Source organism: Sphingobacterium chuzhouense (assembly GCF_014692525.1).
Taxonomy (GTDB): Bacteria; Bacteroidota; Bacteroidia; order Sphingobacteriales; family Sphingobacteriaceae; genus Sphingobacterium; species Sphingobacterium chuzhouense.
The window spans coordinates 490,226-509,128 of the sequence record NZ_JACNYL010000003.1; the positions used below are offsets into that span (position 1 = coordinate 490,226).

At 41.6% G+C, this 18,903-nt stretch carries 14 protein-coding genes; 7 read left to right on the plus strand and 7 right to left on the minus strand.

Going from position 1 to position 18,903, the window contains the following annotated elements:
* Positions 1 to 26: 26 nt before the first annotated feature.
* Complete coding sequence (aroC, locus tag H8B21_RS14200) at positions 27 to 1,115, plus strand: chorismate synthase (protein WP_190314423.1); 1,089 nt, start codon at positions 27 to 29, stop codon at positions 1,113 to 1,115.
* A gap of 39 nt (positions 1,116 to 1,154) precedes the next feature.
* On the opposite strand, the gene H8B21_RS14205 is transcribed toward aroC, so the two are convergent.
* Positions 1,155 to 3,572, minus strand: a complete 2,418-nt coding sequence (locus H8B21_RS14205) for an alpha-ketoacid dehydrogenase subunit alpha/beta (RefSeq protein WP_190314424.1) — start codon at positions 3,570 to 3,572, stop codon at positions 1,155 to 1,157.
* Positions 3,573 to 3,708: 136 nt separating this feature from the next.
* Here H8B21_RS14205 and purL point away from each other — a divergent pair, with 136 nt between their 5' ends.
* On the plus strand, positions 3,709 to 7,419 hold the full coding sequence (purL, locus tag H8B21_RS14210; RefSeq protein ID WP_190314425.1) for a phosphoribosylformylglycinamidine synthase: 3,711 nt from the start codon (positions 3,709 to 3,711) through the stop codon (positions 7,417 to 7,419).
* Positions 7,420 to 7,473: 54 nt separating this feature from the next.
* Here the strand turns inward: purL and H8B21_RS14215 are convergent, their stop codons facing one another.
* Together H8B21_RS14215 and H8B21_RS14220 are read right to left on the minus strand one after the other, a co-directional pair.
* The gene (locus H8B21_RS14215; RefSeq protein WP_223815042.1) at positions 7,474 to 8,385 is read right to left on the minus strand and encodes a sugar phosphate isomerase/epimerase family protein; all 912 of its coding nucleotides are present in this window, start codon (positions 8,383 to 8,385) and stop codon (positions 7,474 to 7,476) included.
* Positions 8,386 to 8,388: 3 nt separating this feature from the next.
* Positions 8,389 to 9,711 (minus strand): Gfo/Idh/MocA family protein, encoded by a 1,323-nt coding sequence (locus H8B21_RS14220; protein ID WP_190314426.1) that lies wholly within the window; start codon positions 9,709 to 9,711, stop codon positions 8,389 to 8,391.
* Between the two features lie 338 nt (positions 9,712 to 10,049).
* On the opposite strand from H8B21_RS14220, the gene H8B21_RS14225 reads away from it, so the two are divergent.
* Complete coding sequence (locus tag H8B21_RS14225) at positions 10,050 to 11,078, plus strand: serine hydrolase domain-containing protein (RefSeq protein ID WP_317170399.1); 1,029 nt, start codon at positions 10,050 to 10,052, stop codon at positions 11,076 to 11,078.
* Positions 11,079 to 11,093: 15 nt separating this feature from the next.
* On the opposite strand, the gene H8B21_RS14230 is transcribed toward H8B21_RS14225, so the two are convergent.
* The 3 genes from H8B21_RS14230 to H8B21_RS14240 all read right to left on the minus strand — a co-directional run bounded on the left by H8B21_RS14230 (position 11,094) and on the right by H8B21_RS14240 (position 14,955).
* Complete coding sequence (locus H8B21_RS14230; RefSeq protein ID WP_190314428.1) at positions 11,094 to 12,041, minus strand: Na/Pi cotransporter family protein; 948 nt, start codon at positions 12,039 to 12,041, stop codon at positions 11,094 to 11,096.
* Positions 12,042 to 12,089: 48 nt separating this feature from the next.
* Positions 12,090 to 13,100 (minus strand): 1-acyl-sn-glycerol-3-phosphate acyltransferase, encoded by a 1,011-nt coding sequence (locus tag H8B21_RS14235; RefSeq protein WP_190314429.1) that lies wholly within the window; start codon positions 13,098 to 13,100, stop codon positions 12,090 to 12,092.
* Positions 13,101 to 13,164: 64 nt separating this feature from the next.
* The gene (locus tag H8B21_RS14240) at positions 13,165 to 14,955 is read right to left on the minus strand and encodes an ABC transporter ATP-binding protein (RefSeq protein ID WP_223815043.1); all 1,791 of its coding nucleotides are present in this window, start codon (positions 14,953 to 14,955) and stop codon (positions 13,165 to 13,167) included.
* Between the two features lie 165 nt (positions 14,956 to 15,120).
* On the opposite strand from H8B21_RS14240, the gene kdsB reads away from it, so the two are divergent.
* From kdsB to H8B21_RS14255, 3 genes are read left to right on the plus strand one after another with little or no spacing between them, the layout of a single operon-like run.
* Positions 15,121 to 15,864 (plus strand): 3-deoxy-manno-octulosonate cytidylyltransferase, encoded by a 744-nt coding sequence (kdsB, locus tag H8B21_RS14245; RefSeq protein ID WP_190314430.1) that lies wholly within the window; start codon positions 15,121 to 15,123, stop codon positions 15,862 to 15,864.
* A 17-nt stretch (positions 15,865 to 15,881) separates the two neighbouring features.
* Entirely contained in the window at positions 15,882 to 16,541 is a 660-nt protein-coding gene (locus H8B21_RS14250) for an HAD family hydrolase (RefSeq protein WP_190314431.1), read from the plus strand.
* Positions 16,542 to 16,544: 3 nt separating this feature from the next.
* The gene (locus H8B21_RS14255; RefSeq protein WP_190314432.1) at positions 16,545 to 17,309 is read left to right on the plus strand and encodes a sulfite exporter TauE/SafE family protein; all 765 of its coding nucleotides are present in this window, start codon (positions 16,545 to 16,547) and stop codon (positions 17,307 to 17,309) included.
* A gap of 65 nt (positions 17,310 to 17,374) precedes the next feature.
* Here the strand turns inward: H8B21_RS14255 and H8B21_RS14260 are convergent, their stop codons facing one another.
* Positions 17,375 to 17,647, minus strand: coding sequence for a GNAT family N-acetyltransferase (locus H8B21_RS14260; RefSeq protein ID WP_190314433.1), 273 nt, complete (start codon positions 17,645 to 17,647; stop codon positions 17,375 to 17,377).
* Positions 17,648 to 17,777: 130 nt separating this feature from the next.
* On the opposite strand from H8B21_RS14260, the gene H8B21_RS14265 reads away from it, so the two are divergent.
* Positions 17,778 to 18,899, plus strand: a complete 1,122-nt coding sequence (locus H8B21_RS14265; RefSeq protein ID WP_190314806.1) for a CofH family radical SAM protein — start codon at positions 17,778 to 17,780, stop codon at positions 18,897 to 18,899.
* Positions 18,900 to 18,903 lie beyond the last annotated feature (4 nt).

Here is an 18,903-nt window from a genome sequence, read left to right on the forward strand (position 1 = left end):
AGTTAAACAACTAGAAAAATTACATCATGGCAGGAAATTCATTTGGTCACCTTTTTAAGATAACAACCTTTGGCGAATCGCATGGAAAAGCGATTGGTGTTATTATCGATGGTTGCCCCCCCAACATCGATATAGACGAAGATTTCATACAATCGGAGCTGGATAAGCGGAAGCCAGGACAATCTAAAATTACAACGCAACGTAAGGAAAGCGATGTCGCTCAAATCCTATCTGGTGTTTTCGAAGGAAAATCAACAGGTACACCTATTGCCGTTCTGATACCGAATGAAGATCAACGATCTAAAGACTATTCCCATATTGCGGATAAATACCGTCCATCGCATGCCGACTACACCTATCAACAGAAGTATGGTATCCGGGATTATCGTGGTGGTGGACGATCTTCCGCAAGGGAAACAGCGGCACGGGTCGCAGCAGGCGCTATAGCCAAACTATACCTCAAGAGCCAGGGTATTGAAATTTTTGCTCATGTTTCAGCTGTGGGTACGTTGGAAGCTCCCAATTTGGACACCACTAATTTGTCAGCACTACTCGACATACGGGAAAGCAACATTGCCCGCTGTGCAGATCCTGCAACAGCAAATGAAATGATTGCCCTTATTGATTCGATAAGAAAAGCAGGAGACACCATCGGTGGAAAAATATCAACTGTAGTACGCGGCGTACCCGTTGGGCTTGGCGAACCTGTCTTCGATAAATTACATGCGGATCTAGGAAAGGCTATGTTGAGCATTAACGCTGTTCATGGGTTTGAATACGGTTCGGGATTCAGCGGTTCGGAGATGCAAGGTTCCGAACACAACGATATATTCGTAAAAGAAGAAGAACAGGTACGCACCCGCACCAATTTCTCGGGTGGTATCCAAGGCGGTATTTCCAATGGTATGGATATTATGTTCCGTACAGCTTTTAAACCGGTTGCTACGATTATGCGCGATCAGGAAACATTAAACGAGGCTGGTGATAGCACCACTATTTCAGGCAAAGGACGTCACGATCCCTGTGTTGTCTCACGTGCGGTTATTATCGTCGAAGCGATGACAGCATTGGTATTAGCTGACCACCTTCTACGATTTAAAGCCTATAAAGATTAACTGTAGAGACGCCGATACTGCGTCTCTACATAGTTATAATTAAAACAATCTCGGGAATACACTTTCGTTATATTCACTCATCATTTCGTATGCTAATTCAACGACATCATCTACAGATGGTTTTGTAAAATAATCCCCATCAGATCCATACGGTGGACGGTTAGGTTTCGCTGAAAGCGTCCGAGGTTGTCCGTCCAACAGATAATAGCCATTTTGCTTTTCCAATATCTCCTGCATAATAAATGCTGCTGCGCCACCCGGCATATCTTCGTCTACCACCAATAATTTATTGGTTTTCTCTAATGATTGACGGCAAATTTCTGTTCGATCGAAAGGTTGTAAACATTGTGCATCGATAATCTCTAAAGAAATTCCTAGTTTCTCCAGTTCGATGGCTGCTTCCTGCACAACACGCAACGTAGCGCCATAAGACACGACGGTAATATCCCTCCCTTCGCGTATCTGTTCCGCTATCCCAATTGGGACCATAAAATCACCAACATTAGCAGGCATCTTTTCCTTTAATCGGTAGCCGTTGAGACATTCTATTACCAGCGCAGGTTCATCAGATCGCAAAAGTGTATTATACATACCAGCCGCCTGTGTCATATTGCGCGGTACACAAATATGCAAACCACGAAGTCCTCCAAGCAGTACAGTCATAGGTGAGCCAGAATGCCAGATACCCTCTAATCGATGGCCTCGAGTACGGATAATGACAGGTGCTTTCTGCGTTCCTTTCGTGCGATAACTCAAACACGCCAAATCATCACTCAATACCGGCATGGCATAGATCAAATAATCAAGATATTGGATTTCAGCGATGGGGCGTAAACCACGCAATGCCAAGCCAATACCCTTTCCGATAATAGCAGATTCACGGATACCGGTATCAAAAATACGTAATTCGCCAAACTGTTCTTGCAACCCGGCAAAACCTTGGTTAACATCCCCTATTTTTCCAACATCTTCACCAAACGCTACAATACGTTCATCACGCCTAAAATTGGCATCAAAACAAGCATTCAATACCTCTCTACCATCCACAATAGAAACGTCTTCTTCATAATGGGCAGAGATCCCATCTTTTTTTAATGGAGAATCGAGCGTTTCAGAAAATAACTTATCGTTATACCGGCCAAAATTTTGCTCCTGTTTTTGGGTATACCAAGCCATCAATACATCTTTCTCAGACGAATATATCCCCCTTAAATCTCGAATTGCCCTTCTTACATTGGCATAAACTTCTTTCAAAGATGGTTCTGCCAACGACTGTAAGGTCTTTAGTGGCACTTCTGTTATTGGATTTTCAATATCCGATAGCAACGCTATTGCTTCATCTAAATCAACTTGAAGCGTTTTGTGATAATCCGCCCATGCACGTCGCTGTTCCTGACGGACGAATTCTTTGGCTTCTTTTTCCAAATCTTTCAATTCCTCTTCTTGTGCAATACCCGATTGCAACAACCAATCCCGCATCTTCAGATTACAGTCGAATGCATCTTCCCATTCTAGTCGTTCGGCCGATTTATAGCGTTCGTGTGATCCAGATGTAGAATGCCCTTGCGGCTGTGTCAACTCCGTAACATGAACGACGCATGGTACATGCTCCTCTCGGGCGTAACGAGCCGCTTGTTCGTAAACTTCGCATAAAGCTGGATAATCCCAGCCACGCACTTTAAATATCTCAATGCCGTTGCTATCGTTTTCACGTTGAAAACCTTTTAGCACTTCAGATATATCGGCTTTCGCCGTTTGTACCTCATTCGGGACGGATATCCCATAGCCATCATCCCAAACGGAAATAACAACCGGAATTTGCTTTACTGCCGCAGCATTAAGTGTTTCCCAAAAAACGCCTTCTGATGTAGAAGCATTCCCAATGGTACAAAAAACAACTTCTCTTCCTTGGCGCGAAAAGTAGGTCAGATAATCCAGGTTTCGATTTTCCTTATATAATTTAGATGCTAGACCCAGTCCCATAACACGCGCCATCTGTCCGCCCGTTGTCGAAATATCGGAAGCGGAGTTCTTCTGCTCCGTCTGATTTAACCAATTTCCTTCCTTATCAAGCAGTTGTGTAGAAAAATGACAGTTCATTTGCCGTCCGCCGGAGGATATATCAGCTTCCAGATCAGGATTGGCATATAGTTGTGAAAAGAAATGATAAATACTAGATATACCCAAAGCAAAGGCAAATGTTTGATCCCGGTAATAGCCAGAGCGCCAGTCGCCAGGCTGGAATACTTTAGCCAACGCAATTTGCGCGATCTCCTTACCATCACCAAATACTCCGAATTTTGCCTTTCCAGTTAATACCTCCTTGCGACCCGACAGGCTTGCAATCCGGCTTTCAACCGCTAATCTATAATCTTTTAAAATGATTTCACGAAAATCGTCAAAACTGATTTTTGACGTTTCAAAATCACTGTTTATATTCATGGTGATATTAGACATATTTAACCAATGGTTTCAACAAAAGTAATAAAAATATACGTGTTATCGGAAATAGCAGTTAAGATACGCTACATTACTAAAATACTCCGTATATTTGTACTTTGATTTGAAGAACGTTCAAAATACACCATTAGTAATGATTCATTTCTTTATGAACCCAAGCCGCACCGTGTATGGTGTGCAAACCCAAAACGACTTATCGGCAGAAGATGTTTCCAGATTAAACTGGCTCTTCGGAAACGCAAAAAAGCTCGACGAACAGACGTTAGACGACTATTATGTCGGTCCTCGCGCTGCGATGGTAACCCCTTGGAGTACCAATGCTGTTGAAATTACGCAAAACATGGGTATTCAAGGCATTATCCGCATTGAAGAATTTCATCCGGTAGACGAAAACTTCACGGATTTCGACCCGATGATTTCGCAAAAATATGCCGTACTGACACAAGACATGTACACTATCGATATCCAGCCAGAACCTATTCTGGAAATTGACAATATTGATGCATACAATAACTCGGAGGGTTTAGCTTTGAGTCCCGAAGAAGTGGAATATTTAAACAACCTTTCCGAGAAACTCGGACGTAAGCTGACGGACTCCGAAGTTTTTGCGTTTTCACAGGCAAATTCTGAACACTGCCGTCACAAAATATTCAACGGAACCTTTATCATTGACGGTGAAGAGCAACCATGGTCCCTATTCAAGCTGATCAGAAAAACATCTGAAACCAATCCAAATGAAATTGTTTCGGCTTATAAAGATAACGTAGCATTCGTTAAAGGACCAAAGGTTACCCAGTTTGCGCCTAAATCGGCAGACAAGCCGGACTTTTACGAAGAAAAAGCATTTGAATCTGTACTATCGCTTAAAGCCGAAACACATAACTTTCCCACAACCGTAGAGCCATTTGCCGGTGCCGCTACAGGCTCGGGTGGTGAAATCCGTGACCGGTTGGCAGGAGGTCAAGGAGCGTTGCCTTTGGCGGGTACTGCTGTGTATATGACCGCTTACTCACGCCTTGAGTCAGTTTCTACAGAAGACAGATCCTTCGGTTCCGCTCAGGACAGGCCGTGGGAAAATGGCATGAAAGAACGTCCGTGGTTGTATCAAACACCCATGGACATCCTTATTAAGGCATCCAATGGAGCTTCTGACTTTGGCAATAAATTCGGACAGCCTTTGATCGCGGGTTCTGTACTAACCTTTGAACATGAAGAAGGAGGCCGGAAATTAGGCTATGACAAAGTCATCATGCAAGCCGGTGGTGTCGGCTATGGTAAAGCAGACCAAGCGAAAAAACATACACCAAAAACAGGTGATAAAATTGTAATTCTCGGTGGCGAAAACTACCGTATCGGTATGGGGGGTGCGGCGGTATCTTCTGCCGACACAGGTGCTTTCGGTTCGGGTATCGAATTGAACGCCATCCAACGTTCTAATCCCGAAATGCAAAAACGGGCGGCAAATGCTATCCGTGCCTTCGTAGAATCGGACAATAACCCGATCGTTTCGATTCATGACCACGGTGCAGGCGGACACCTCAACTGTTTGTCAGAACTGGTGGAAGAAACCGGCGGGTTAATCGATATGGATAGATTGCCTGTAGGCGACCCTACCCTATCAGCAAAAGAAATCATCGGCAATGAATCCCAAGAGCGCATGGGTTTGGTCATTGCCGACAAAGATATTGAAATACTGAAAAAAGTAGCGGATCGTGAACGTGCACCAATGTATACCGTAGGTGACGTTACGGGAGACCACCGATTTACTTTCCAGTCGAAATCAACTGGAGAAAAACCAATGGATTACGATTTGGCGGACTTCTTTGGTTCTTCTCCAAAAACAGTGATGAAAGACAGCAAGATCGACCGTCAATATGCAGATCTCTCTTACGATGTGAACGAAATTTCCACCTATTTAAGACAGATATTGCAATTGGAAGCTGTTGCTTCTAAAGATTGGTTGACGAACAAAGTAGATCGTTGTGTGGGCGGTCGCGTTGCCAAACAACAATGTGCAGGTCCTTTACAACTTCCATTGAACAACGTGGGTGTTATGGCATTGGACTACAACTCAACAGAAGGTATTGCAACCAGCATCGGCCATTCACCGTTGACGGCTCTGGTTGATCCTGTTGCGGGTTCTCGCAATGCCATTGCTGAAGCCTTGTCGAATTTAGTGTTCGCGCCTATCAAAAATGGTTTAGCTGGTGTATCACTCTCAGCAAACTGGATGTGGCCGTGTAACAACGAAGGGGAAGATGCCCGTTTGTATGAAGCTGTAAAAGGCTGTTCTGACTTTGCCATCGCTTTGGGCATCAATATCCCTACAGGAAAGGACTCGCTATCGATGAAACAAAAATACCCGAATGGCGAAAATGTAATCGCTCCGGGGACATTGATTATCTCTGCCGCAGGTAACTGTACCGATATCAATAAAGTAATTGAGCCGGTATTGTCAAGAAATGCAGGATCTATTTACTATATCAATCTAGCGCAAGATACCTTCAAGCTGGGAGGTTCTTCTTTTGCACAGATAAATAATAAAATCGGTAAGGAAGCACCAACCGTTCAGGATGCTAATTATTTTAAAAAGGCATTCAACGCCATACAGGAAGCCATTCTATCAGGCTATGTAGCTGCAGGACATGATGTAGGATCAGGCGGGCTGATTACGACCTTATTGGAGATGACGTTTGCTGACGTTAACTTGGGTGCACAATACGATTTAAGTGGATTAGGTGAAGCAGATACAGTTAAAGCATTATTCAACGAAAATATCGCTGTTGTATTACAGGCGAAAAATGACACTGCTCTTGAAACGGCGTTATCCCAAGCGGGCATACAGGCCGTGAAAATCGGAAAAGCTATTAACGGAACAGCTGTATCCTTCCAAAATAATGCAGATGAATTTACATTCGACGTAGCGGAAACACGCGATAGCTGGTTTAAAACATCGTTTTTGTTGGACAGTAAACAGTCTAAAAACGGTATGGCCCAAGAGCGTTACAACAACTATAAAAACCAACCACTGAACTATGTATTTCCATCCCAATTTAATGGTAAAAAGCCTACATGTTCAGCAGACCGGACAAAAAGACCAAAAGCAGCCATTATCCGCGAGAAAGGTTCAAACTCCGAAAGAGAGATGGCCAACGCTATGTATCTAGCGGGTTTTGATGTAAAAGATGTTCACATGACCGACTTAATTTCAGGTCGCGAAACGCTAGAAGACATTCAATTTATCGGTACGGTAGGCGGTTTCTCTAATTCCGATGTTTTGGGTTCAGCAAAAGGTTGGGCCGGAGCTTTTCTTTACAACGAGAAAGCGAAAAAGGCATTGGAAAACTTCTTTGCGCGTCCGGATACCATGTCTGTCGGCATCTGTAACGGTTGCCAGTTATTCATGGAATTGGAACTTATCAATCCGGATCACGACGTTCATGGAAAAATGCTCCATAATACATCTCAAAAACACGAATCTAGTTTTGCTTCGGTAAAAATACAAAATAACAACTCCATTATGTTGTCTACTTTGGCAGGCAGCACATTGGGTGTATGGATTTCACACGGCGAAGGTAAGTTTAACCTCCCCCACAGCGAAGATCAATACAACATCGTGGCTAAATATGCTTACGAACAATATCCGCATAATCCAAATGGATCGGATTTCAACACCGCTATGCTTTGTGATAAGACCGGGCGTCACCTCGTGACCATGCCCCATATCGAACGTTCTATCTTCCAGTGGAATTGGGCACATTATCCTGCTGACAGACAGGATGAGGTAAGCCCTTGGTTGGAAGCCTTTGTGAATGCACGCAAATGGTGTGAAAACAATAAATAATAAAAGACCCGCTAGTTGGCGGGTCTTTTTTGTATACTAGAAAAATATATTATATTAATAATACTCCAGTATCTTATCCATTTGCTTCGAAATTTTTTGCAAGTGTTCTCGATCACCCCCACCGACTTCAGCAGTTAACCATTGTCCTTTGTAATTGACCTCTTTTACCGCTTTCATCACTACAGGCCAGTTAATGCTTCCCTCTGTTAGCTCAACATCAAACCCTTTCCAAAGACCTTCTTTATTCATTTTCTCCACGCTAAATTCTTTGATGTGCAATTTGATAATTCGCTTGTTGAGTGTTTCAATCCAATGTTCTGCCCACCCATATCGAAAAATATTACCGATGTCAAAATACCAACCTATAAGTGGATGATCTATTTTGTCAACAAAATCACGTGCTTCGATAGGGCTTAGAATAAAATTGTTCCAAACATTTTCCAGACCTATTTTAATTCCGGTCTTTTCGACGTATGGAATGAGTTTGCGAACGGAATCTATCGCATTATTGTACGCCTTTTCGTAACTTACCTTCTCATTGACGACGCCGGGTACTACCAATACGGTATCCCCACCGAGCTCTTTAGTCTCTTCTAGGGATTTCTTTACTGAATCGATAGTAAATTGGCGGACAGCAGGATCTGGATCAGACAATGGCTTAGACCAGTGATCTTTGTTAATCGTACTGGGAATTTCAATACCAGATTGTGTTTTCGCCTGCAAAAGCTCCTTGATCTCAAATGGCACCGGACTATTGAGTTCGATGCCGTCAAACCCTAGATCTTTTACAAGTTTAAACTTGTCGACCAGTGAGAGTTCTTCTTTAATCATACCAAACTGTAACCCCTTTTTCAACCTTAAGGCTTCGGTAGGGTGCAACGTTTTGGACAACCCAGCTAGAGGAGCCAGTGCCGCACCTCCAACTAGGAATGATAAGGATGTTATAAAATCTTTTCTAATCATCATGTATTAAATTGCAGGGTTAATGCCAGGGATAGCGATGGGTATGTTATACTGGGTATCCCAAGAAAGGTTATTCGGAAATAATACAATATCGGAATTGAGGACTTCTTGAACCGATACCGTTTGCCCAGTGTATCCAGCCATTCTACCAGCAAGAGCCACTTGGTTGGATTTGAACATCCAATCGCCGTCATATTTAGGCTTATTGTTTCGAATGGAGGCGAAAAGCTCATCGTGTTCTTGTTGGTACATGCTTCTAGAAGCTGATTTTTCATAAGCTTTATCATCTGTAAACTTGGTTTCATCGTCATATTTCCAAGGATTCTTGCCACTGATAATATGCTCTCCTGTACGACAATCCACCAGACATTTTCCTTGATCACCAATAAGTTCAACCGCATAAGAAGGAGCCGTGTCATTCTGTTGTCGACAAGAAAAATAGCTCTTCATACCATTTTCATATTCATATATGACAGCAAAGTGATCATACACATTCCCGAATTTGGGATCTGTTCTTTTTTGTCTTCCGCCGCTACCAGTGACTTTGACAGGAAGCTGATCACCAAGAGCCCACTGCATCATATCCAAGCTATGAATAGCCTGTTCCACAATATGATCTCCAGATAACCAGTTGTAATAAAGCCAGTTTCGAAGTTGATATTCAAAGTCACTCCATCCACTTTGTCTCTCTTTATACCATAACTCTCCTGTATTGTAGGAGCTTTCAGCCATTAAGATATTCCCGATTTGTCCGTCAAGAACTTTTCCAAAGGTTTCACGCTTTGGTAAATGATATCGCCAACAAAAACCAGACACCAAAGCAAGCTTTTTTTCCTTGGCTTTTTGTGCACTAGCGATGACGCTCCTAAGTCCAGGGCCATCTACAGCAAAAGGCTTTTCACAGAAGATATGCTTTCCCGCGTTCACTGCTGCTTCCAGATGCGCCGGACGAAAAGCAGGGGGAGCAGCCAATAGAACAACGTCAACATCAGCGTTAATGAGTTTCTGATATGCATCTAGACCGACATATTTATGGTCTTGGGAAACTTGTACCTTATCCCCCATTTTTTCTTGAAGCGTACGGTAGGATTTCTCTAGGTGATCATCGAAAGCATCGGCCATTGCCGTTAGAATGACGTTAGGGTCTGCTAATAAGGCTTCTACTGCCGCCGCCGTTCCTCGTCCGCCACAGCCAACGAGTCCAATTTTAAGGGTATTGCTATTATTTTTCCAAATCCTCTCAGAACCAAAGACCTGGTTTGTGGCTAAGATTCCGCTAGCTGCCGTCATGCCGGCTAATTGTAAAAATTGTCTTCTCGAATAGTTCATTTGTTTTCTGTTTTATGGTTTACCAACTGGGGTTATTTTCCAAATTAGGTTTAAGATTAATATTTTTTTATGGGATAGGCCATAGCAAATCACGTTCATGAATACCTGATTGTAGTAGCTGTTTACCAAAAAAAATATCCTCCTCTCCTGCCTTACTAATCATAAACTTCCATAATGATATCAAATTCTACTATGATATACAAGAATTTCGCTTTTTTTGTATATTAAAAGACTTAATATATAAACTTCGAATAGATTTTATGAAAAGTACTGCCAAAATCATATGTTTTCTGCTTTTATGCGTTGTCTTTTTTCAATCGTGCAAGCTAGGGAGATTCGTGTTCTATAACTTCGCCAATATCACTGATTATAAAATATTCCCCTACCGAACGATAGAAACTTCTTCCTCACCCTTCATCTTTCCCGAGGCGCGACATCCAAAACTGCCGGAAGATATCGAGACCGATAACAATAATGAACCTTTTGATGCTTATTTGGATCGCACCAAAACAGTTGCGTTTTTGGTTATACAAGATGACAGCATACAATATGAAAGATATTTCAACAAATACGCTAAAGAATCCATCGTAGCATCTTTCTCGATGGCAAAATCCATTACATCTATGCTCATCGGTATTGCCATTGAAGAAGGAAAAATCCAATCGGTAAATGAGCCTGTCACCAACTACATTCCGGAATTAAAACCGAACGGGTTTGGCACTGTCACCATAAAACATTTGCTACAAATGACATCGGGGCTGGATTTTAACGAAAGCTACACAAATCCGTTTGGACACGCAGCTACTTTTTATTATGGCACTAACCTCCGAAAAGCAATTAATAAGCTGAAACTAAAAGACGCACCTGGTGAAAAATTTGACTATACCAGTGGAACAACCCAACTTCTCGGGCTCGTACTAGAAAGAGCTCTAAGAACCCAAACGATCAGTTCTTATCTGGAAGAAAAGATTTGGAAACCGCTAGGGATGGAATATGATGCCACGTGGAGTCTCGATCGAAAAAAAGATGGCCTGGAAAAAACGTTCTGTTGCCTAAATGCCCGCGCAAGAGATTTTGCTAAATTGGGAAGGTTATATCTGCGCAACGGGAATTGGGATGGCACACAAATCATTCCTGAACAATGGGTAAAAGCATCTACTAAATTAGATACGGCTGAACATAGCGCCCCTTTCTACCAGTATCAATGGTGGCTGACAAAAAACGCAGAGCAGTTTTACGCACAGGGTATTTTAGGGCAATACATTTTTGTTGATCCTCATAAAAATCTTATTATCGTTCGATTAGGCGAGAAAACAAGCAAAGTAAACTGGCCGAGGCTCATTGCTCAGGTTGCCAACTCGTATTAAAGCAGCTACATCTGTCTACTCCAAGTCCATTGTTGCTTCCTTATACCAACGGTGGTTTCGAAGAATGGCCATCGTAGGACTTAAAAACACATAGAAGAACAGTGACGTTACGGTATTCGAAATCGTAAAGGCTATGGCTACCTGCAATGCAGGTATAGAAGAAAAAGATATTGCTACATTTTCCAGTACTCCGAAAAACGGAAACATAAGCAACACGCCCACAACGTTAAACAAGGATGCCGATAACGCCACCAATCTAGACATGGGTGAAAACCGTAGACTGATGATCAATGCCGTGGAGGTTGTGCCAATATTGGCTCCGATAACTATTGGAATAGCGGCAGACAGATCGATTGTTCCTTGGCTGATCAAAACGATCACCAATCCAACTACAACCGAACTGGATTGTACGATAACCGTAATAACAATACCGTAAAAAATTCCCATTATAGGGCTGCTCGCTTTCGCCAGGATATCAACTAATACTGGATCATCCTTTACCGGTTGCATGGCATCCCCGATAAGTGCTAAAGCAAAGAAAATAAATCCGAAATAAAAGATAGATTTTCCTGCAACGGCGACTTTCCCGGGAATCATGCTGACCAGCGTACCCAACACGATGAAAAAAGGACCTAACAAAGACGATTGAAAAGACACAATCCAAGCAGTCGCTGTTGTACCTATATTTGTTCCCAAGAGGATAAGCAAACTATCCCGAAAGGTAATAATCCCCGTATTCACTAATGAAACAGTCAACGATGAAACAAAGGTACTCGATTGGATAATCCCCGTAACTACGGCGCCCAAAGCAAAACTTCCAAATTTCCATTTAGTTAGTTTTCCAATCCACTTAGAAAGTTTCTCCTCTCCAAAATGTTCAATCTCCTTACTGAAACTTTGCAGCCCGTAAATAAATAACGCAATGGCGGAAATAATCACCATCAACGTTTGTAGCTCTTCCATTTAATGCTAGGTTAAACAACAAAAATACAAAAGTTCCCTATCTTTTCTTTAAACGGAATCTTCCATATTCTCGTTCGGTTCCGTTGTCTCATTCCATGAATTTCGCTTGGGAATATTCGTCTCCGTTTCTGTTACCGCTCGTTGATATCTTACCATGGCGTAAGCCGTTGTAGGCAAAAAAGCAAAGACAAAAAAACCAATCCAAAAACCTGTAAACTTTCCTATTAGAACACTACATAACAAAACAAATATGGGATACGAAAACAATAAAACTGAAAAGAGTAAAGAATCATAGAATATAGTGCCTTCAGTTTTCTTTTTAACGTAATCCCGCCATACACGATAAAACCAGAATTGCGTGTAATATCCTATTTTGGCCGGGATATGCCAAAACCGGCTGTTTTTGGCTTGAGTAAGACCGTCAACCAAAGGACTAGCGACCAGCGCTCCACGGAGATTATGCCGTACATCTCGGATAATATCTGCTGTTCGTACTTGATGCCCGGCTATATATTCGGTCGTATCCAAAGGCGGTAATGCCTCCAATTCTATCGCTTTCGGTACATGTCGGAAAGAATTATAATTTAAAATATAGGTCTGAATTTGCAACGGCAACTCTGCCCTGTAAGAGCGTTCCAATAGCGACGTTAATCCACCGTTCATAAAAGGCTGCAATTCCCAGAGGTTTCGGGATCTGCCTTCGGGAAATATCAGCACATGCTGCCCTGCTGCCAATCGTCGCATGCACTCATCAAATGTAAAATCATTCTTCACCGCAAAGTCTTCGTCGTCGTTCCGTTTATAGACAGGTAACATATATAGCCATCGCAAAATTACATTCGCTATCGGATGTTTAAAAATATCTCCTCTTGCGAGAAAGCAAATTTTTACCGGCGCATACGCTGCAATCACCAAGGCATCAAAAAAAGAGTTAGGGTGATTTGCTATAACAATGGTGGGATAGTTATATAAAGCCAGTTGCAAGTTCTTGGCCTTCAGTTCGGGAGCATACCATTTTAATCCCAAGCGAATAAACAATCGTAATACGGAATAAAACATATCGTTAAAGATATACTTATGTTGTCACCTTTTTCATTGTTTTACAGCAAAAAATAGACCTAAATCATTGCTCCTGCATAGATTTCGTAATTTTCGCGATATTCAGACTATTTGCCATTGCAGTAAAGATACGGTGGTACACGCTGTGGTTGGGGTACAATTCTTCGTGTGTACCGTCTTCTACGATCTGTCCTTTTTCCATCACAACAATATGTTCGGCATCAATAATTTGCGAAATACTGTGCGAAACGATAATCACCGTACGACCTGTTTTAATTGCATCTAAACTATTTTTTATCTGCTCCGTAGCAATCGCGTCTAGATTTGCTGTGGGTTCGTCTAAGAAAATAATAGGTGGATCTTTCAAAAAAAGACGCGCAATGGCAATGCGTTGTTGTTGTCCGCCGGATAATAAATGAGCATCCGAATCATATCCATTGGGTAAATCCAGAATCTGCTCGTGTATATATGCTTTTTTTGCTGCATCTATAATTTCATCCGTAGTCGCATCCGTTTTTCCGTAGCGTATATTTTCCGCAATGCTTCCTTTAAAGATATGATTCTTCTGCAACACTAAGCCGACATGCTCACGCAAATAAGCCGTGTCATAGTCTGCCAAATCTACGCCGTCCAACAGGATCTGTCCTCTAGTCGGGCTGTAGAACTTATCCAACAAATTGATGACTGTGCTTTTCCCTGCCCCAGACAATCCGACCAGCGCGGTATTCTGATTAGGTTGAACCACCATGCTTACATCTTTTAAAGCCTGTAGGCCATTAGGGTAATGAAAATCCACGTTTCTTATTTCAATTAATCCTTTAATTTTTTGCGGACGGTAGTTGCCTGTTGGTTCACGTTGTTCTTCCTCTTCCAAAATACTAAAGAAACCTTCAGAATAGATTAGGGCATCATTGACCTCATCATAAATCCGATGAAGCTGGCGAATAGGTGCGGAAACATTATTAAAAAGAAGAATATGGAACATGATTGCACCGAGACTCATTTGCTCATTCAATACAAAATAGGCAGTTAGTATAATGACAAGCACCACGCCAATCTGTTCAATAAAACTCTTCACACTTTCAAACAGATAGCTTGTCTTGCGTGTCGCCATTTGGTTTTCTGTCATATCGTACTGGATTTTCCGATGCCGCTCGGCTTCAATTTTCTCCCTACCAAATGATTTTATAACAAGAATAGATTCGATCAGATTTATAATCTGGTTGCTCTTGTTTTCACGATACTTACGCATGCTCCTTCGGAAACCAGATAACTTGCGTGCCTGTAATTGGGATACGTAGAAATATACGGGTACAAGTAGCAAACCGACCAGTCCCACATAAAAATTGGCGAGAAACATACAGATCAACGCTACGATTGCATTGCTGAACAGCGGAAGAATATCGATAAAAAAGTTTTGCACTAATCTGGTGAGGCTGCTTATCCCCGAATCAATACGCGTTTGCAACTTACCTGATTCATTTTCCGGTGAGGTAAAAAATGCCATTCGATACGTAAGTATTTTTTCGATAATAGCCTGCGAAAAGTCGCGGGCTATTTCAATCCTCAGTTTCTCCCCATAAAATTTTTGCCCGAATTGCACGGCTGCATATATAACTTCTTTTCCTAATAACACAGCAGCAATAACACCTAGCAGATAAAAGCCTTGAGAAAGTGGTCGATTGTCGACCAGAAGCTCACTAATCGTATCTACGGTATACTTTAGTATAAAGGCATTTACCTGTGCTGCAAAAGAACCAACCAACGTCAATAACAGCGTATAAGCTATTAAGTTCTTATAAGGCTTGGTAAAAGGCAGTATTTTCTTAAATAATTGTGATATGGTCATTACCATTTAAACATATTTTTTGGGAAAAAGTTTAATCATGTTTTCTAGGCTTCTATTCTTCGTGGCTATGTAAAGTTAAGGTATAACAAGGTTAAGAAGTTGATTAATCTCTTGTTAATATAAATTTTGATTATTTTTTTGAGGTAAACAAAGTAATCACTTACTTTGGATATGAGAACAATCGGAATTATCCCGGCAAGATATGAATCATCCCGTTTTCCGGGAAAGCCATTAGTTGATATTGGCGGTAAATCCATGATACAACGTGTTTACGAACAGGTGAAAGGTTGTGCTGGTCTTTCGGAAGTTATTGTCGCTACGGATGACGCCAGAATTGAGGAGCACGTGCGTTCATTTGCCGGAAATGTGATCATGACATCTTCAACCCACCAATCGGGAACAGATCGTTGTGCTGAGGTTGTCTCGAAAATAAGCGGTTTTGATGTAGCTATTAATATTCAAGGCGACGAACCTTTTATAAGTCCGTTGCAAATTGAGCTGTTAAGTAACCTTTTTCAAGATACAGCCACCGAAATAGGAACCTTGATCAAGAAAATCGATAATCCCGATGACCTGTTTAATGAAAGTACGCCGAAAGTGGTGGTCAACTCCAAAAAAGAGGCCATGTATTTTTCGCGACATACTATCCCCTTTCAACGCGGTGCGAAGCAGAACGACTGGATAAATAACTATACCTATTTTAAACATATAGGTATCTATGGTTATCGAGTCGACGTACTAAAGGAGATTACGAAACTTCCTGTGTCTTCCTACGAAAAAGCAGAAGGTTTGGAGCAATTACGGTGGCTAGAAAATGGTTATAAGATCAAAATAGCAGAGACCGAATTTGACACCATCGCCGTCGACCATCCCGAAGATGTCGAGCTTATCAAAAAGAAGTTTTTTAGCCTTTAAAACCGTATCTTTGCCGCATGGATCCATTTGCAGTTATTTTTGACATGGACGGGGTCATCTGTCATACGAATCCCTACCATGCTAAAGCTTTTGAACAATTTTTTGATAAATATAAAATCCCTTATACAGAAAAGGAGTTTGAGGAACATATGTATGGAAAGCATAATAGCTATATTATGACACATTTCTTCAAAAGAGAGATTATAGGGAAAGAATTACAACAATTGGAAGAAGAAAAAGAATCTCTTTTCCGGGAAATCTACCAACAAGAAGTCGTTCCATTACCTCATTATTTGCCATTTCTGGACGACTTAAAATCCGCGGGATTTAAAACAGGTGTGGCGACCTCAGCACCTTTGGCAAATCTAAAATTGATTTTGGATAGCTTACAGATCGACGCCAAGATGGATTCGTTAATGGCAAGTGAAGACGTCTCCCAACATAAACCTCATCCCGAAGTTTATCTAAAATCTGCTGAAAAACTGGGTGTATCACCAAATGCTTGTGTTGTATTTGAAGATTCTTTTTCCGGTGTAACCGCTGCATTAAATGCAGGAATGAAGGTGGTGGGTGTATTGAGTTCCCACAGCCGGGAGGAATTGCCTCCATGTTCTTTATACATCAATGATTATCGCGAAATAAACGCAACGCGCGTATTGAACTTATTACAGCACTAGTTTATGGGCGAAGCACTACAACTTATTTCCTCCTCTTGGGGATGGGTCTTATATTTTGTATGTGCCGTGCTAATAGGTATGTCAAAAACAGGCATCCAGAATATCGGCACGTTGGCCGTTCCTCTATTCGCCTTTCTATTTGGCGCAAAATACTCTACGGGCATCGTACTCATCCTCCTTTGTATTGCAGACTTGGTTGCCGTTATCTATTATAGAAAAGAATTTCTGTGGAAAGAAATAAAGAAATTATTACCCGCTGCACTGTTTGGACTTGTTGTCGGTTTACTCCTCGGGAATTATATTAACGATAAATTATTTAAACTGCTGATTGGTGCATGTATCATTGTGGGAGTAGGTATTATGATCTGGTTGGAAAAGACCTCCCAACAGACGCAAGACAGGCTGACAAAAAATCGATGGTATTCGCCTATTTTCGGGTTCATCCTCGGTTTTTCTACCATGATAGGTAATGCCGCCGGCCCTGCTCTTTCTGTTTATATGCTCTCGAAACGACTGAACAAGATCAGTTTCGCTGCTACCTCCGCCTGGTTTATTATGCTTTTAAATTTCACCAAAATTCCGTTACAGGCGTTTATTTGGCATAACCTTACTTGGTCAGGTTTTTATCTGAACTTATTCGCTATCCCTTTCATTCTTTTAGGAGGCTTCGTAGGTATAAAAATTGTCAAGATCCTTCCAGAGAAGGAATTTCGCATACTTATTATGACACTGGTTGTTATTTCAGCTATACTGCTGATTGTTTTGTGATATCCATGATTCGCTGTTCGTGGTTCGTAACCAGTCACGATTTACGACTCACCGGTTACGAATTATTATGCTAAGACATCCTGTTCGTCCGGATATCGTTCAAATACTGTTTTTGCAAACGAACATGCGGGAACTACTTTCCATTCGTTTTCCCGTGCCTGACGAATAGCCGCCAAAACAAGTTCTTCTGCAATTTTATTACCGCGGTAAAAAGGTTCAACCTCCGCGTGTGAGATCGTCATTACATTATCCTCTACTTGATAAATTAATTCACCAATCTGTACTTCATCATTTAGAGCAAGCCATCTGCCGCTATCTGCTACATGTGTTAATTCCATAATATCAATGTTTTTTAAGATAGTTTACTATATGTTTTCAATTAAATATAACAAAATTTTGGAATAATAGTTCATTAGCTACATAAAGCTTACATTAAAAAAATAAAAATCCTATGTATCTTTGTTGATGATGAATGTAGACAAATTACTTGAGCGTGCACTTAATTTCGAATTCCTATCTAAGGACGAGGGTATTTATCTATACCAACATGCTGCGACAGCAGATTTGACCTATGTTGCCAATACGTTAAGGAAAATACAAGTTCCTCATGGCAAAGTTACTTGGCAAATAGACCGCAATGTCAATACAACCAATGTTTGTATTGCGAACTGTAAATTCTGTAATTTCTTTCGCCGTCCTGGTCATGAAGAAAGCTATATTACCGACATTGGAACATATAAACAGAAAATCGAAGAAACATTTCGATATGGAGGTGACCAATTGCTTTTACAGGGTGGTCATCATCCTGATTTAGGCCTTGAGTTTTACACGACCTTATTCAAGCAACTTAAAGACCTCTACCCTACCCTCAAACTACATTCACTCGGACCACCTGAAGTTGCCCACGTCGCAAAACTAGAAGGACTTCCCCATATTGAAGTACTTCGTGCATTGAAAGAATCAGGATTGGATTCGCTTCCTGGTGCGGGAGCCGAAATACTGAACGACCGGGTGCGCCGGTTAATTTCAAAAGGTAAATGTGGCGGACAGGAGTGGCTGGATGTAATGCGTGCGGCCCATCAAATCAATTTGCCTACATCGGCTACTATGATGTTTGGTCATATTGAAACGATAGAAGAGCGTTTTGAACATCTGGTATGGATTCGCGAAGTTCAACACGAAAAGCCTGTCGATGCTTACGGGTTCATTGCATTTATACCGTGGCCTTTTCAAGATGACGGCACGTTGCTAAAGCGCTTACGGGGCATCACCAATAATGTAAGTAGCGAAGAATATATCCGAATGATTGCATTGAGCCGTATCATGTTACCTAATATTAAGAACATACAAGCCTCGTGGCTTACTGTGGGGAAGAAAACTGCACAACTTTGTTTACATGCGGGAGCCAATGATTTCGGCTCTATTATGATAGAGGAAAATGTAGTTTCCGCTGCAGGTGCACCACATAGATTCACTTCCACGTCTATACAGGAAGCTATCCTAGAAGCTGGGTTCGAACCACAATTACGTACCCAAAAATATGAATTCAGAGAGCTGCCGCAGATGGAAGAACAAGTCATTAACTACTAAAGTA